The organism is Mycobacterium neglectum, assembly GCF_002591975.1.
Classification (GTDB): domain Bacteria; phylum Actinomycetota; class Actinomycetes; order Mycobacteriales; family Mycobacteriaceae; genus Mycobacterium; species Mycobacterium neglectum.
In genome coordinates this window covers 119,480-133,709 of record NZ_NVQE01000012.1, presented here as the reverse complement: position 1 = coordinate 133,709, position 14,230 = coordinate 119,480, and the positions used below count along the sequence as shown (strand labels likewise).

15 protein-coding genes are annotated in these 14,230 nt (G+C 62.3%); 4 read left to right on the top strand and 11 right to left on the bottom strand.

Annotation, left to right across the window (positions count from 1 at the left end; all coding sequences use genetic code 11):
• The first annotated feature begins 8 nt into the window (after positions 1 to 8).
• The 3 genes from CSQ99_RS12385 (at position 9) to CSQ99_RS12375 (ending at position 2,479) form a co-directional block, all read left to right on the top strand.
• A complete protein-coding gene (locus tag CSQ99_RS12385) occupies positions 9 to 1,481 on the top strand; it encodes a Ni/Fe hydrogenase subunit alpha (RefSeq protein ID WP_099039332.1) in 1,473 nt (490 codons plus the stop codon).
• Positions 1,478 to 1,945: a hydrogenase maturation protease gene (locus CSQ99_RS12380; RefSeq protein WP_099039331.1), complete on the top strand. Its 468-nt coding sequence runs from the start codon at positions 1,478 to 1,480 to the stop codon at positions 1,943 to 1,945. The genes CSQ99_RS12385 and CSQ99_RS12380 overlap by 4 nt, the downstream gene beginning before the upstream one ends.
• Before the next feature lie 99 nt (positions 1,946 to 2,044).
• Positions 2,045 to 2,479, top strand: coding sequence for a pyridoxamine 5'-phosphate oxidase family protein (locus tag CSQ99_RS12375; RefSeq protein ID WP_099039330.1), 435 nt, complete (start codon positions 2,045 to 2,047; stop codon positions 2,477 to 2,479).
• A gap of 18 nt (positions 2,480 to 2,497) precedes the next feature.
• On the opposite strand, the gene CSQ99_RS12370 is transcribed toward CSQ99_RS12375, so the two are convergent.
• The 4 genes from CSQ99_RS12370 to CSQ99_RS12355 all read right to left on the bottom strand — a co-directional run bounded on the left by CSQ99_RS12370 (position 2,498) and on the right by CSQ99_RS12355 (position 6,400).
• Complete coding sequence (locus CSQ99_RS12370) at positions 2,498 to 3,172, bottom strand: SRPBCC family protein (protein WP_099039329.1); 675 nt, start codon at positions 3,170 to 3,172, stop codon at positions 2,498 to 2,500.
• Positions 3,173 to 3,333: 161 nt separating this feature from the next.
• Complete coding sequence (locus CSQ99_RS12365) at positions 3,334 to 4,374, bottom strand: Acg family FMN-binding oxidoreductase (RefSeq protein ID WP_425437817.1); 1,041 nt, start codon at positions 4,372 to 4,374, stop codon at positions 3,334 to 3,336.
• Positions 4,375 to 4,440: 66 nt separating this feature from the next.
• A complete protein-coding gene (locus CSQ99_RS12360) occupies positions 4,441 to 5,310 on the bottom strand; it encodes a 3-oxoacyl-[acyl-carrier-protein] synthase III C-terminal domain-containing protein (protein WP_099039327.1) in 870 nt (289 codons plus the stop codon).
• Entirely contained in the window at positions 5,294 to 6,400 is a 1,107-nt protein-coding gene (locus CSQ99_RS12355) for a 3-oxoacyl-ACP synthase III family protein (protein ID WP_099039326.1), read from the bottom strand. Before CSQ99_RS12355 ends, CSQ99_RS12360 begins: the two co-directional genes overlap by 17 nt.
• Positions 6,401 to 6,530: 130 nt before the next feature.
• Between CSQ99_RS12355 and CSQ99_RS12350 the strand changes: the two genes are divergently transcribed.
• Positions 6,531 to 7,406, top strand: a complete 876-nt coding sequence (locus CSQ99_RS12350) for a potassium channel family protein (protein WP_245908875.1) — start codon at positions 6,531 to 6,533, stop codon at positions 7,404 to 7,406.
• 85 nt (positions 7,407 to 7,491) lie between these two features.
• Here the strand turns inward: CSQ99_RS12350 and CSQ99_RS12345 are convergent, their stop codons facing one another.
• The 7 genes from CSQ99_RS12345 to CSQ99_RS12310 all read right to left on the bottom strand — a co-directional run bounded on the left by CSQ99_RS12345 (position 7,492) and on the right by CSQ99_RS12310 (position 14,099).
• Positions 7,492 to 8,838, bottom strand: a complete 1,347-nt coding sequence (locus CSQ99_RS12345; protein ID WP_099039324.1) for an MBL fold metallo-hydrolase — start codon at positions 8,836 to 8,838, stop codon at positions 7,492 to 7,494.
• Positions 8,839 to 8,858: 20 nt separating this feature from the next.
• A complete protein-coding gene (locus tag CSQ99_RS12340) occupies positions 8,859 to 9,632 on the bottom strand; it encodes a sulfite exporter TauE/SafE family protein (RefSeq protein ID WP_099039323.1) in 774 nt (257 codons plus the stop codon).
• A 36-nt stretch (positions 9,633 to 9,668) separates the two neighbouring features.
• Complete coding sequence (locus CSQ99_RS12335) at positions 9,669 to 10,082, bottom strand: DUF302 domain-containing protein (protein WP_099039322.1); 414 nt, start codon at positions 10,080 to 10,082, stop codon at positions 9,669 to 9,671.
• Between the two features lie 63 nt (positions 10,083 to 10,145).
• Positions 10,146 to 10,871 carry a peroxiredoxin gene (locus CSQ99_RS12330; protein ID WP_176560989.1) on the bottom strand — a complete coding sequence of 242 codons (726 nt, stop codon included), beginning with the start codon at positions 10,869 to 10,871 and terminating at the stop codon, positions 10,146 to 10,148.
• Positions 10,872 to 11,086: 215 nt separating this feature from the next.
• The gene (gene trxA / locus CSQ99_RS12320) at positions 11,087 to 11,449 is read right to left on the bottom strand and encodes a thioredoxin (protein ID WP_099039320.1); all 363 of its coding nucleotides are present in this window, start codon (positions 11,447 to 11,449) and stop codon (positions 11,087 to 11,089) included.
• Between the two features lie 46 nt (positions 11,450 to 11,495).
• Positions 11,496 to 12,698 carry an NAD(P)/FAD-dependent oxidoreductase gene (locus CSQ99_RS12315; RefSeq protein WP_099039319.1) on the bottom strand — a complete coding sequence of 401 codons (1,203 nt, stop codon included), beginning with the start codon at positions 12,696 to 12,698 and terminating at the stop codon, positions 11,496 to 11,498.
• A 21-nt stretch (positions 12,699 to 12,719) separates the two neighbouring features.
• Positions 12,720 to 14,099: an MBL fold metallo-hydrolase gene (locus tag CSQ99_RS12310; protein ID WP_099039318.1), complete on the bottom strand. Its 1,380-nt coding sequence runs from the start codon at positions 14,097 to 14,099 to the stop codon at positions 12,720 to 12,722.
• Between the last annotated feature and the right edge of the window lie 131 nt (positions 14,100 to 14,230).

The window sequence follows — 14,230 nt, the reverse complement described above, 5'->3', positions numbered from 1 at the left end:
GGCCTTGCGTGAGCAGAAAGATCGTCATCGACCCCGTCACCCGCATCGAGGGCCACGGCAAGGTGACCGTGAACCTCGACGACGACGGCAACATCGTCGACGCCAGGCTGCACGTCGTCGAGTTCCGCGGTTTCGAGAAGTTCGTGCAGGGCCACCCGTTCTGGGAGGCGCCGATGCTGATGCAGCGCATCTGCGGGATCTGTTTCGTCAGCCACCATCTGTGTGGGGCCAAGGTGCTCGACGACATGATCGGCGTCGGCGGGCAAGGCGGAACCGGAATCACGCAGACGGCAGAGAAGATCCGCCGTCTGGGCCATTACGCGCAGATGCTGCAGTCACACGCCACGGCATATTTCTACCTGGTGGTACCCGAGATGATGTTCGGGATGGACGCCGCGCCGGAGCAGCGCAACCTGCTCGGTCTGATCGAGGCGGATCCCGCCCTGATGCGGCGGGTCATCATGCTGCGCAAGTGGGGCCAGGAGGTCATCAAGACCGTTTTCGGCAGGAGGATGCATGGCATCAACTCGGTACCAGGAGGGGTCGATAAGAATCTGAGTCGCGCCGAATGTGACCGTCTGCTCAACGGCGAGGAGGGGCTTCCGTCGGTCGACGAGGTGATCGACTACGCACGGGACGGTCTTCGGCTGTTCCACGAATTCCACGAGAAGAATCGGAGCGAGGTCGACCGTTTCGCCGTCGTCCCCGCGCTCAACATGTCCTTGGTAGACGCCGGCGGAAACGTGGACTACTACCACGGTGTGCTGCGGATCGTCGACGAGAACAAGCGCGTCGTCCGTGAATTCGACTACCACGACTACCTTGACCATTTCTCTGAAGCCGTCGAGGAGTGGAGCTACATGAAGTTTCCCTTTCTCAAGGAGCTCGGCAGGGAGACGGGCTCGGTTCGGGTGGGCCCGTTGGCGCGGATGAACGTGACGAACTCGTTGTCGACTCCGCTCGCTCAGGAGGCGCTGGAGCGCTTCCACGCCTATACCAACGGCGCACCGAACAACATGACTTTGCATACCAATTGGGCGCGGACCATCGAAGTGCTCCACGCCGCCGAATTGATCGAGCAGTTGCTGCGCGACCCCGATCTACAGAAGGACGATCTGATCGTCGCAGGCGAGTGGGTCGGCGAGGGTGTCGGTGTCGTCGAGGCACCTCGCGGCACATTGCTCCATCACTATCGCGCCGGTCCAGAAGGTGACATCACCTTCGCCAACCTGATTGTGGCCACCACGCACAACAATCAGGTCATCAATCGGACGGTGCGCTCCGTAGCCGAGAACTACCTGGTGGGTCGCGGTGAAATCACCGAAGCCATGATGAACGCGATCGAGGTCGGCATTCGTGCATACGATCCATGTCTGAGCTGTGCGACGCATGCCTTCGGGCAGATGCCGCTGATCGTCACCGTCCGCGATCCCGCGGGCAACGTGATCAACCAACGTGTCCGCTCTACATCCGATTCATGAGACTCGACGACTTCGACAACGACTCCTGCCTCGTCTATGGCATCGGCAACGTGGGTCGTCAGGACGACGGATTGGGCTGGGCGTTCGTCGATTGGCTTCAGGCGCAGGGCCTTTGCTCGAGCGCGGAGATGCGGCGCGGCTATCAGCTTCTGCTCGAGGACGCCGAGTTGATCAGCAATAAGGATCGTGTGTTGTTCGTTGATGCCACCAAAGAGGCCACCGTGAAATCATTCACGCTGGAGCGTGCGGCGCCGCAAATGGACTTCAGCTTCACGTCGCACGCCATCTCGATTCCGGCGATCATGGCGACTTGCCAGCAGTGCTTCGAGCACCTGCCGATCGTGCACGTGCTCGCGATCCGAGGATATGAGTTCGGACTCGAAACGGGTTTGACGCATGCGGCGAAGCAGAACCTGGATTATGCGACAACTCATTTTTCTTTGACACGAGCGAAGCGACCTTAGTGGGTCGCGCGGCAAACGACCGGATGCACGGCCCTTGGTCCTGAATTGTGGGACTTTTGGCCGCATTCTCGGGCAGCGGCGTTCGGTAGCGTTGCGGCCATGACCACACCGACTCAACCGATCTCCATCCTGCCGGAGACCGAATGCTGGAGCCTCATGTCTAGTGCCTCGCTGGGACGGCTTGTCACGAGCGTCGACGGTCAACCGGACATTTTTCCCGTCAACTTCGTCGTCCAGCACAAAACGGTGTTGTTCCGCACGGCGGAGGGCACCAAGCTGGTCAGCTCGGCGATCAACAACAATGTGCTGTTCGAGGTCGATGACCATGATGCCCTGGACGGCTGGAGTGTGATCGTCAAGGGAATAGCACGATCGATGCGTACCGACGCCGAGATCGACGAAGCCGAGCGGGCACAGCTACTCCCGTGGACGGCTACAGTCAAGCAGCACTATGTGCGCATCCGGCCGGTGAGCGTCACCGGCCGGCGATTCGCCTTCGGATCTGAGCCGGATCGCGACTTCACGATCGCTTAGTCGGCGCTCCTACGCCTACTAGACAACGCGGTGTAGGTCTTCGCTCGCCCGCGCCGCCGATGCCTCGGCCTGGAATTGTTGTTGGGCCCTGCGCTTGATGCCGAGCAACATGCCCCGCGTCATCAACGCCCTGGCCGGTTCAACAAGTTCGGTGACCAGCGCCTGGCCTGGTTGACGCAGCTTTGTCCGCACGCGGATGAGAAGCCGGCAGCGATCACGCCCGCGTGGAACGAGGTGGAACGACCACACCACGTTCCATTTGCGACCCGTAAAGGCGCGTAGCACGATGGACTGCTGATCGGCGACTTCGACCACCTCGAATACGATGCCGTCGCGTAATCCCATCCAGCCCAACGGAACAAACCGGACGGTGTCACCCGGCGCGAGGTGCTGCCATTCTGGATGAACTCGGTCGGCGTTGACATACCGCAACCCGACGAGGTTCTCGAATTTCTCATACGTGTACAGCCCGCCCCGGTCTTGGCCCATCTGAACCAGCCACGGCCACACCGTGCCGGCCGGGGCATCAATCGACACCGCTTCAGTGCTTTGCACACCAGGCCCGTAGCCGGTCTCGTCGCCGACGAGATACATTCCGCATTCTTGCTTCGTCGTGCCCCAATTGCGGTAAAACCGTCGCGCCGCATAAAGAATCGCCATCGCGCCAGCGAGCCGCAGTCCGCTCGTAACCATGAACTACACGATGCACTGCCGCCTGCGACACAGCTAGGGTCGCTAGTCCCTGATCTGATCGACGTTTCGCCGTACCCGTCGACCCGCGACACTTCTGTACGGACAACTCGTAAGCTGAAGGGCCGAAATATCGTGCTTCTCAGCGATGTTGAAGAGGCAACCTACGCGCGTCGTTCAAGCACATCGGCCAGCGGTCTGCGCGGTGTAGCGGCCAATACCGCATCGACATTCCGGGAATATCCGATCCGGATCAGCAACTGAGGCATGCCGCGTTGACCAGTCAATTCACGGACGATCTCACGGCTTTGAGCTAGCTCGGTCATATGGGTGAGAGTGCACGTCGCCAGCCCACTCGCCGTGCATCGGAGCAGGACCGCTGATAGCGCCTCGCCGCAGCGCAACACGTCCGACCTGGCATCTTCGTGGTGGGTGGACAGGACCACGATTTTGGACCGGTCAACTTCGACGTATTCGGCGCGAGGGGAGGCGTAGGGGGTTGGAAAATGACGGGCTGCATCGATATGGCCAGCTGCTTCGACTGAAAGCAACGCCGATTGCGGCACGCCATCCCCCGATGCGAAAGGTGAGGTCCACCAATTCAGTTCTGCTTCATAGGAGGGGTCGTTCGCCCGGATCGTCGCGGTAAGTCGCGAGACCGTCGCCAAGGCCGACCGCGCATCGTCGAGCACGGTGTCAAACATCACGTGGTGGGGGATGACGGTCTGGCGAAGTAGCACTTCGAATCGCGCCCAATCGGCGGGAGCCTCGTAGGGTCTCCGATCCGTATAGCGTCGGCCAATCGACAGCGCGCGCGGTCGACTGTCTGCGGCCATTCCCGGCGGCGCCGAATCGAAGGTGATCGCGGCCACGTGAAGAGGATCATCGGGATCGGGAAAACGCTGCACGACTGCTTCCCACCCGAAGGCGGCCATCGCGACGGTCAGATGATCCAGCGCGGCGCCACAACTGAGGTAGATCTCGCGACCTTCGGGGTCAGCGGCGTTCATCACCCGCGTGAAATCGGCAAAAAGATGGAGTGTCGAAGTCTCGGCAACCCAGCGCCATGGCTGGCTATTGTGCAGCGACGGAGCACGGCAGGCCAACCGTACGGCGTCTTGGATCACCGCAAAATCCGGTCTTACGTCTTTCATTTGGACTACCTCTAAAGGTCTGTATCTCCGACACTGACTACTCTGCTTCAAACCGCAGGCTGTTGGTGGTAGGCGAAAGCCCTCACGTTGAGGGACTTTGGTCTTCGGTCACGACGTTCACAACCGGTACAGTGCTGCGTCGGCGGTCACGCCGGCACCGGCTGCGACGATGAGAACCAATCCGGGCGCCCCAACGGCCGTGGCCGCGTCATTGAAGGCAGAAGCCAAGGAGGCTGTGTGCATTCTTTCCTCGTCAGCCATCGTGATTCGTTCCGGTGGCACACCCAGTTGGACCGCGAGTGCGGCGCGGTACTCCGGCCTGGGCGGAGTTGCCACAATTGCGTCGATGTCGTCGATCGCCAGGGATGCATCGCGAAGGCACCGGTCAACGGCTCGTGATGCAGCGTCAGCGAATTTCTGGTCAACTGAGGAGGATTCGTGGAAGCGCAGGACATTTCGGTGGTCCACCAAACCCACTGTGGCGGCGAGGGATTCCCCTTGGTCAAGGAGATTCTGCCAGTATGTTCGTCCGAGGCCGCGGTCGTCGTCAGACCATGTGCACAATAGTGATGCGCCAGCCGGCGCGAACGGGAAGTTCTCGCTCATTCCGTGTCCGGGATCGGCATCGCTGGTTACCAGCATGGCGCACCTGATCACGTGTGACTTCAAGAAGCCGTCGGCGATCTGTAACGCTGTCAGGAGACCGCAGGTTCCGTTCGCGATATCGAACGAGAAAGTGCCATGGCTGTTTTCGTGTGGTTCTTCGGGATTGGCGCCGACGTCCTGTTGGATTAGTGCGGCCAGCGCCGGCTCGGCCAAATTGCGATCGCGATAGATTCCGGCATTGATCAATAGGTCGATCTCCCGCGCAGTTCGTCCGGCATGACGCAGGCAATCCTCGGCTGATTCGACCGCAAGATGAAGGGCGCTGTGACGTGTGCGCCATCGTCCCTTCGCGCAGCCGACGGCATCAATTACGGTGCCCATAGCGATTCACCATCTTCTCGTCCAGCGTCACGAGGACGACTCCGATCTCCAGACCGGAGGCCAGCGCGATCAATGCGACCGTTTCACCGGGCCGGATGTTTCCCGCCTGGAGTTCTTCGACAAGTGCCACTGTGTGGGTGGTCGACGCGGTGTTGCCATACCGGTCGACAGTGATCACCGCATCGTGTCGGGGGCTTTCGCCGAAGGCCGCAGAAACCCGCGCCATACCCTTGCGGATCGCGCGTGCGGATGTCTGGTGAGTGATCACGTGATCGATGTCGTGTAGCGAGATACCGACCGCGTCAAGCACTTCGTGTAGTAACACTGGAGTGTTCGACATAGCGGCCTGGTGAATTCCACGTGCGTCGGTGAACATTCGCGCAGCGGGTTCATCCCCCTTGGGATATGCCAGGCAGAGTCGACTGTATTGGGCGACGGTGGTGAAGCCCGCGAGCTCGATCCCCGCGGATCCAGGTGCAGCCCTTTCGAGTAGAAGCGCGGCGCCCGCATCGCCAAGTGTCAGCGAGGCGAGCTCTTTACTCATGATGGTGCGAATATGTCGTGCCGCGTTCTGGCCCAACTGCGAGATGTACTCGCCGCTGACCACCAGCGCCCGTTGGACCGATCCCTGTCGAATCCAGTTGTTGGCGACCGTGACCCCGCTCAGCATTCCGGCGCATGCGTTCGACAGATCGAACGTCATCGCATTCGGTGCCCCGATGGCCTGCGCGACGCCCGCGCTCATTGTCGGCTCGAGCCACTGCGTGAGGCCATCCCGGAATTTCGTGATGCTGCAGCTGATCACCACGTCGAGCGACGAGGCGTCGACCTGCGCCTTGTCCAGGCAGTCCATCGCCGCTGCCGTGGCGAGGCTGTAGGAGTCCTCATCTCCTACCGAGACGCGACGCTCTCTGATGCCGGTCAGCCGTTCCAGGTCGATGTGTGTGCGATGCCGCGTCGTCGCCATCAGCTCATCGGTAGTCAGGTGCGTCGTCGGCAGGTGCCGACCCGCGCCAGCCAACCGTGCTCGGAACGGCGTGTCAGGAGCTCCCGCTTTGGGCTCCATCACCAGCCAGTCCGTGTGTGTCATCAGTCGATCATGTGGCGTCTGACCATGAGAAAGTAGAGCGCATTGGACATTGAGGCCGAGGACCTTCGACTCTAAGCCATAAGCTGGCGGTCCGATTTCATGAGCTTGCCGGCTGCTAACGAGGAGATGCGTGACGGACTGGGTAATCGCGATAGTTGGGGCACTACTCGTGGCAGTGGTGGTTCGCGACGTTTTTCACACGTTGTTCCATCCGATAGGTCACGGGAGTATCGCTCCGCAAGTGATGAAGTTCGTCTGGCGGCTGCTGCGGTTGTTCCCCTCGGATCGCCGGATCGCATCGCTGACGGGCCCACTCGGGATCGCCCTGGTCGTGTTGACTTGGGGAGCGATCGCCATCGTCGGGTGGGCCATGCTGTACCTGGCGCAGATGCCAGATGGCTTCGCCTACAGTTCAGAATTGAATGCTGCCCACCGTAACGAGGTTTTCGATTCCCTGTATGTGTCGCTGGTGACGATCGGCACACTAGGGTTCGGCGACATCGTGCCCACGTCCCCGTTTCTTCGCCTGATAGTCCCACTCGAGGCGCTCTTCGGATTCATGCTTCTCACGGCGGCCGTATCCTGGGTCCTCCAGATCTATCCTGCCCTTCACCGCAGACGCGTTCTGGCGCTTCAACTCTCGACTCTGCGTGAGGCGCGACGAGCCAATCCGGACCTGGGCATCGGGGCAGTTCCCGCCGACGTTCTCGCTGGACTTGCCAATACCGTCGTCGAGGCCCGAAACGACTTCACGCAATACGGTGCGACCTATTACTTTCGGGACCTCGAAGCAGACGCGTCATTGGCGTTTTCGCTCGAATATGCGACCGATCTTGCTAGGGAGGCCGCGGCGAGTGAACAGCCGCAGACACGGCTCGCCGGTGCCATGCTCTTAGCCGCGGTGGACAGCCTCACCGGCCTGCTCGACGAAGAGTTCCTGCAACTCGGTGGGGACACCGACTCCGTCATCAAGGCTTATGCGCAGGACCACCGACATACCGGCTGAACAGGAGCCATTGGCCGACTGATCAGGCACCGCGCACCGCGGGCTGTTTCGGCCTTCCGAGTAGCGATCTTGGCGCGGGCTGGTATCAGCTGGTGAGCTGGAGCTTCTCGGCGTTCTCGTACTCGTCGTCGACGAGCACGACTGTGCGCCCTGGCCGGTCGATCATCGATGCCGCGATGGAGGACCGGTAGCCCGATGCGCAGTGCACCCAGACCTCGCCTTCGGGCACATCCGACATCCGCTCGATGAGCTTGTGCAGAGGAATGTTCACCGCGCCGGGGATGTGGCTGCTTTCGTATTCCTGTTGCTGACGGACGTCGAGGATGGTGAAGTCCTCGGATTCGAGGACCTCGGCGAGGTCGGTGAAGGACGCGACGCGGTAGGAGCGCAGCTTGGTCCCTGCGCTGAGGCTGCCGACTTCCCCGACCGCTGCTCCGTCGAGCTTGTCGATACCGATGCGCACGAGTTGCCTTCTGGCCTCGGCGATCTGGTCGGTGTTCTCACCAATCAAGGTGAGCGGTTCGCCCCAGCTGTATAGCCAGCCCAGGTAGGTGACGAAGGATTCCGACAGTTCGAAGCCTCGGGTGCCGGCGAGATGACCGGCGGCGAACGCCGTGCGGTTCCGAAGGTCGACAACCCACTCTCCAGCCTCGATGCGGGTGAGCAGTTCTTCGGGATCCACCGCTATGGGAAGCGACAGGTCAACCGGCGGCGGGCCGGCCTTGTTGATGACTCCCATGTGCGCGTAGTAGGCAGGGTAGTCGGATAGTCCGGCGAGCAGTTCGGCGACGTAGGTCTGCTCGTCTTGGGTCAGCGCCGGGTTGGTGACGAGTTCGTCCGCAATGGTGGAGTCATCGCCACTCGCCGGGGTGGCGGAACAGAAGCTGCCGAAGCCATGAGTCGGGAACACCCTCGTGTCGGCTGGCAGCTCGTCTGCGAGACGCCGCACCGAGTTGTATTGCGCATGGGTCAGCGCTTCGGTGTGTTCGGCGCCGACCAGGTCGGTGCGACCAGTGGTGCCGTGCAGCATCGACCCGCCGGTGAACACGCCTTGGACGTTTCCTGTCGTGTCGCGCAATACATAACTGACGTGGTGGTGAGTGTGGCCTGGAGTGTGCATGGCCCGCAACTGAATTGGACCAGCATCGATGACATCGCCGTCGTGAACCGGCCGGCGGTCGTAGGCGACGTCGTCGCCGGCGGGAACCACGTACTCCGCCCCGACAGTGCGCGCCAACTCCAATCCGCCGGTGACGTAGTCATTGTGGATATGGGTCTCCACCACGTGAGTGATCGTCACCCCGCGGTCCCGGGCCAGCGACAGGATTCGGTCAATGTCCCGCTGGGGGTCGATGACGACGGCGGTGCCACCGTGGCCGACCAAATAGCTGCGGTCGCCCAGCCCAGAGGTTTCGATGATGGATATGTCCATTGGATCTCCTTCCAGAGGTCTCAGCGAAGAACGATGGTGTCCAGCAGTACGTAGGCCGCCACGGTGAAGATGAGGTAGGCGAACCAGCGCTGGAGTCTGGCCGTTTCGAGCTTGGTGCCGTAGTGGCCGGTGATGAGCGAGCCGACGATCGCGGTGCCGACGAACGCGGCGGTGATCGACCAGTCGATGCCGGCCCCGCCCAGATGGGAGATCACGCCGGCGGCGGAATTGGCGACGATGATGAGGAGTGAGGTGCCGATCGCGATCGGCATTTCCACGCCGAGCATCAGCACCAATGCCGGGATGATCAGGAATCCGCCGCCGACACCGAACAGCCCTGTCAACAGACCGACGACAAATCCGGCGGGGATCGACCGCGGGGCGCAACGACGCCAGTTGATTCCGGAGTCACCCACACTGCAGGCGGTTCCGGTGTCCCCGGTTTCCTGCAGCATCCGGATTCCGGCCACCACCATCACCGACGCGAAGCCGATCAGTAGGACCGACTGCGGCAGGTGCTTGCCGATCACGGTACCGATGAAAGTAGCCGGGATGCCGGCAGCCGCGAAGATTCCTGCCAGTCGCCACTGCACCTGGTGCGCGCGGACCTTGGGCAGCGCACCGACCGCGGAGGCTATGCCGATCACTATCAGGGACATCGGAATCGCATGTTCGACACCAAGACCCAGTACGTAGACCAGTGCCGGTACCGCAAGGATGGATCCGCCGCCGCCGAGCAAGCCCAGGAGCACACCGATCACGGCGCCCAGCGCGAGTGCGATCCCGATGCTCACTTTTTGGACCTTCGCCCGCACATGGCGGGGCTCCGACTATTTCGCGGGTGTCGTCTGGGACAGCGCGTCGATCGCGGCATGCAGCTTTGCGGCCGCGTCGTCGGCGACCTCACGCAGGCCCGGCTCGTCGGCCACCTGAACCATGATCTGGGGGTCCATCGCGTCGACGATCACGGTGCCGACGTGGGCGGGATCCGAGCGGACCACCACGTTGCATGGCAACAACAACCCGATCTTTCGATCCACGTTGACGGCGCGGTGTGCCAGTGGTGGATTGCACGCCCCGAGAATCAGATAGTCCTCCATGTCTTCGCCCAGCTTCGCCTTCAACGTGGCCTTGACGTCGATCTCGGTGAGAACTCCAAAACCCTGATCGGAAAGCGCCTTTCGGGTCATCTCTACTGCGTCATCGAACGACGCCCGCAGTGTGGTCGATATGGCAAGTGCCATGTTCGCCTCCTTTCACTGACTTGGCCCACATTACCCATGGGGGTATTCACTGTCCAGTGTGCCCTATTGGTGATTGCGGATGGCGGCCTCGACTTCCTGCGCGGAGATCTCCTTGGTGCAGAAGAACCAGTCCTCGCACTCGACGCCGTTGACGTGGCCGTCCATGCGCTCCTTGGCGGTGCCACACGAGCCGGCAGGCGGCACGATGACCCGGTCGCCAGGGCGCCAGTCGGCCGGTGTCGCGACTGAGAAGTGGTCGGCTGTCTGCAGCGCCTGGATGACGCGCAGCAACTCGTCGAAGTTGCGGCCCAGGCTCAGCGGGTAGTAGATGACGGCGCGGATCGTGCCCGTGGGGTCGATGACGAACACCGCGCGCACGGCCTTGGTCGAATCCTCGCCCGGCATGATCATCCCGTACTTGCGGGCAACTTCCATCGAGACGTCCTCGATCAGCGGGAAGGTGACTTCGACGTCCTTCATGTCGCGGTAGGAGATCTTGTCCTTGATGGTCCGCAGCCAGGCGATGTGGCTGTAGAGACCGTCGACCGACAGGCCGACGAGTTCGGTGTGGTAGGCCGCGAACTGCTCCTGCATCGTGGCGAACGTCATGAATTCGCTGGTGCAGACCGGCGTGAAGTCGGCCGGGTGGGAGAACAAGATCACCCACTTGCCGGCGTAGTCGGCGGGGAAGTTGATTTCGCCCTGGGTGGTTTGGGCGGTGAAGACCGGAGCCGGATCACCGATGCGCGGCATGGTGGTTGCGGGGGCGGGGGTGTCGATGGTGGTCATGTGGGTCCCTCTATCTTTGTCGGCGGTGAAATGGAGTGCTTGTGATGGTGGATCTGGGCTCGGGCGCGGAATCGCTGTCGCAGGTGCATCGTTGGGCCGGGGGCACCGAACTCATCACGTCGTCGACGTGTTGACCGCAGCCGGCCCAGCCGGTCCTTCCGCAGCGGGGGCACTTCTCGGGGTAGCACATTGGATCTCCTTGCTTGTGAATGCGATCAGGACTTCGCCGCGGCGATCTTGGCGTGGACCTCGGCCATGTCGAGCGCCTTGACCCGGGTGATCAGGTCCTCGAGGGCGGCTGCAGGCAGGGCGCCGGGCTGGCGGTAGACGAGCACGCCGTCACGGAAGGCCATCACGGTCGGGATCGACTGGATCTCCAGTGCCGCGGCCAATTGCCCCTCCGCTTCGGTGTCGACCTTGGCATGCACCACGTCGGGATGCGACTGCGCCGAGCGGTCGAATACCGGGGCGAAGGCCCGACACGGTCCGCACCAGGAGGCCCAGAAGTCGATCAACACGATCGGGTTGTCGGTGATCGTGGACTCGAAGTCGGCTCCGGACAGGTTCTTGATTGTCATTGTTTTCCCTCTCTTTGTCGTGTTTACAAGGGGCGCAGTCGAATTGCTAGGCCAGGCCCTTGAGCATGAGGTTCCAGTACATGAAGGGCAGACCGTACTTCTTGAGGTACCAGTACGCCCGGTGGGGCTTCGTCGGATCGAGCAACGGGAACGACGGTTCCAAGTTCAGGTCGTAGTCGAATTCGGCGAGCAGCATCGCGTGCGACGAGGTAACGATCGGGCACGACGAGTATCCGTCGTACGACGCGCGCAACGGTTGCCGCCTCAGGAACGCGTCGATGTTGTCGACGACGACGGGTGCCTGCTTGCGGATCGCCGCGCCCGTCTTCGAGTTCGGCGACGAACCGGCGTCGCCGAGGCTGAAGACGTTGGGGTACCGAACGTGTTGCATGGTGTGCTTGTCGATCTCGACGTACCCGACCGCATCGCCGGTCGACAGCGGACTGGACTTGATCCAGTCCGGCGCCGACTGCCGCGGTACGGCGTGCAGCACGTCGTAAGGCAGCATCGTGTCGGTACCACCTGGGCCGACGCTGGTGATGCCGACCTTGTGCGATGCGGCGTCGACGGAGGTCACCTCGGAGCTGCTGTGCAATGTGATGCCGTAGTCGGCGATGACCGCATCGAGGCTGTCGGCGATTGCCGGGATCCCGAAGGGTCGCGGACCCGGCATGACGAGGTGGACGTCGATGTCCTTCAGCACGCCCTGTGTGCGCCAGTAGTCCGACGCCAGGTACGCGATCTTCTGCGGAGCCCCGGCACATTTGATCGCACCGGAGGGGACCGTGAACACCGCGGTGCCCGACCGCAGGGAGCGGATGAAGTCCCAGGTGCGCGGCGCCAGGTCGAACCGGTAGTTCGACGACACGCCGTCGCGGCCAAGAGCGTCCTCGAGCCCCTCGGTGCTCTGCCAATCGAGCTGGATTCCGGGACAGACCACGAGCACGTCGTAGGCGTAGCTCGCCCCATCAGCGCACATGACCGTGTTGTTGTCCGGATCAAAGGCGTTGGCAGCGTTCTTGATCCAGGTGGCCCCCTTCGGCATCACCGACGATTCGGGGCGCTCTGTCGACGCCGCCTTCGCCTGCCCTCCGCCGACGAGCGTCCACAGCGGCTGGTAGTAATGCGCACTCGACGGCTCGATGACTGCGACATCGGAGTAGCCCTTGCGAAGCAGCCGCGCCGCGACAGTGATGCCGGCGGTTCCGCCGCCGACGATCAGGATCTGGTGTTTGGCCTTGGTGGTCATCTACGTGTCTCCTGTTGTCGGTCAGGCGTTCTGGGTGGCGTCTTCCCAGGCGCCGAAGCCGCCCAGGATGTCGCTGACATCGGTGAAGCCGTGCTGGCGCAGCAGGCTGGCCGCGACCGATGACCGGTAGCCTCCAGCGCAGTACACGACGGTCGGCGCGGTGGGATCGAGTTCACCCAGCCGGGCGGGCAACTGGCCCAAGGGGATCGAGATCGCGTTGGGGATGGCGCCGGCCTCGACCTCGCCCGGATTGCGGACATCGACGATCTGCAGCCCGGCGACCTGCGCCGTGCGTTCGTCGAATGCCTTGGCCGTCAGTCGTGAGGCCACCTGAACGTCGTCGCGATTCTCGAACATCACCTCGAAGGGCTTGTCGAGGTAGCCGATCACCCGGTCGAAACCGATGCGGGCGAGCCGATTTTTGCCCTCCAGTTCCTGACCGGGCTCGGTGAACAGCACGATGTCGACGTCTGACGGCAGCACCGAGCCGGCGAATTCGGCATAGCGGCCTTCCAGACCGATGTTGACCGCGCGCCGCAGGTGCCCCAACGCGAACTCCTCGGGGGTGCGGCCGTCGACCAATACGGCGCCGCCGTCGATTGCCTCGAGCACCTGTGGGTAGCTCATGGCGGTCGGCATCTTGGTCTCGTCGAGCAGTTCGCGGTCTTTGCGGTTGAGGATCGCGTCGTAGACGAAGTAGCCCGGCGCCGGCGGTTGGCCCTCGGTGACCAGGTTCATGAAGGTGGCCTTGTCCGGGGCGCGCAGCGCGTAGTTGGTGGCCTTCTGATCGCCCATCGTGGACCACAGGTCGGTGGACAGGTTCTTGCCGCACGCCGAACCCGCCCCGTGCGCGGGGTACACCCGGGTGGCGTCGGGCAGGGTCATCAGCTTGTTGTGCAGTGAGTCATAGAGTTTGTCGGCCAGTTCCTCGCGGGTGAACCCGATCGAGGCCAGCAGGTCGGGCCGCCCGACGTCGCCGATGAACAGCGCATCGCCGGTCAGCACGCCGTAGGGAACCGCGTCGTCGGCGTGCTCGTAGACCACGACGCTCAGAGACTCCGGAGTGTGACCAGGGGTGTGGCGGAATTCCAAAGTCACCTGACCCAGCGAGTAGATCTCGCCGTCGGCAACCCCCATCGACTCGAACTCGGTCTCGGCGACCGAGGAGAAGACGATCTTTGCGCCCGTCGCCTTGGCCAGCTCGAGGTGACCGGACAGGAAGTCGGCGTGAAAGTGGGTCTCGATCACCAGCTCGATGGTCTGGCCCAATTCCTTGGCGTCAGCCAGATACTCGGACACATCGCGCTGCGGATCGACAACCACTGCGCGCCTTGTTGTTTCGTCAGCGATCAAATACGACGCATGCGACAGACAATCCAAGTAGTACTGGATGAACTTCATGTCCTCAGTCCTTTCATTCGGTTGGTCAATGCCATCCTGGCATATACCCCTATGGGTATGTCAACTACCCTGGGGGGTATCTCATTCCCCTCTTGACAATACCGGTGGGGGTATAGCTACAATCCTAATTG

Coding starts and splice junctions, on each gene's coding strand:
- CSQ99_RS12375 (WP_099039330.1), top strand. CDS start 2,045: ATGACCACACCGACTCAACCGATCTCCATCCTGCCGGAGACCGAATGC.
- CSQ99_RS12315 (WP_099039319.1), bottom strand. CDS start 12,698: ATGACCACCAAGGCCAAACACCAGATCCTGATCGTCGGCGGCGGAACC.
- CSQ99_RS12335 (WP_099039322.1), bottom strand. CDS start 10,082: ATGGCACTTGCCATATCGACCACACTGCGGGCGTCGTTCGATGACGCA.
- CSQ99_RS12370 (WP_099039329.1), bottom strand. CDS start 3,172: ATGGTTACGAGCGGACTGCGGCTCGCTGGCGCGATGGCGATTCTTTAT.
- CSQ99_RS12310 (WP_099039318.1), bottom strand. CDS start 14,099: ATGAAGTTCATCCAGTACTACTTGGATTGTCTGTCGCATGCGTCGTAT.
- CSQ99_RS12380 (WP_099039331.1), top strand. CDS start 1,478: ATGAGACTCGACGACTTCGACAACGACTCCTGCCTCGTCTATGGCATC.
- CSQ99_RS12355 (WP_099039326.1), bottom strand. CDS start 6,400: ATGACACACACGGACTGGCTGGTGATGGAGCCCAAAGCGGGAGCTCCT.
- CSQ99_RS12345 (WP_099039324.1), bottom strand. CDS start 8,838: ATGGACATATCCATCATCGAAACCTCTGGGCTGGGCGACCGCAGCTAT.
- CSQ99_RS12330 (WP_176560989.1), bottom strand. CDS start 10,871: ATGACCACCATCGACACCCCCGCCCCCGCAACCACCATGCCGCGCATC.
- CSQ99_RS12360 (WP_099039327.1), bottom strand. CDS start 5,310: ATGGGCACCGTAATTGATGCCGTCGGCTGCGCGAAGGGACGATGGCGC.
- trxA (WP_099039320.1), bottom strand. CDS start 11,449: ATGACAATCAAGAACCTGTCCGGAGCCGACTTCGAGTCCACGATCACC.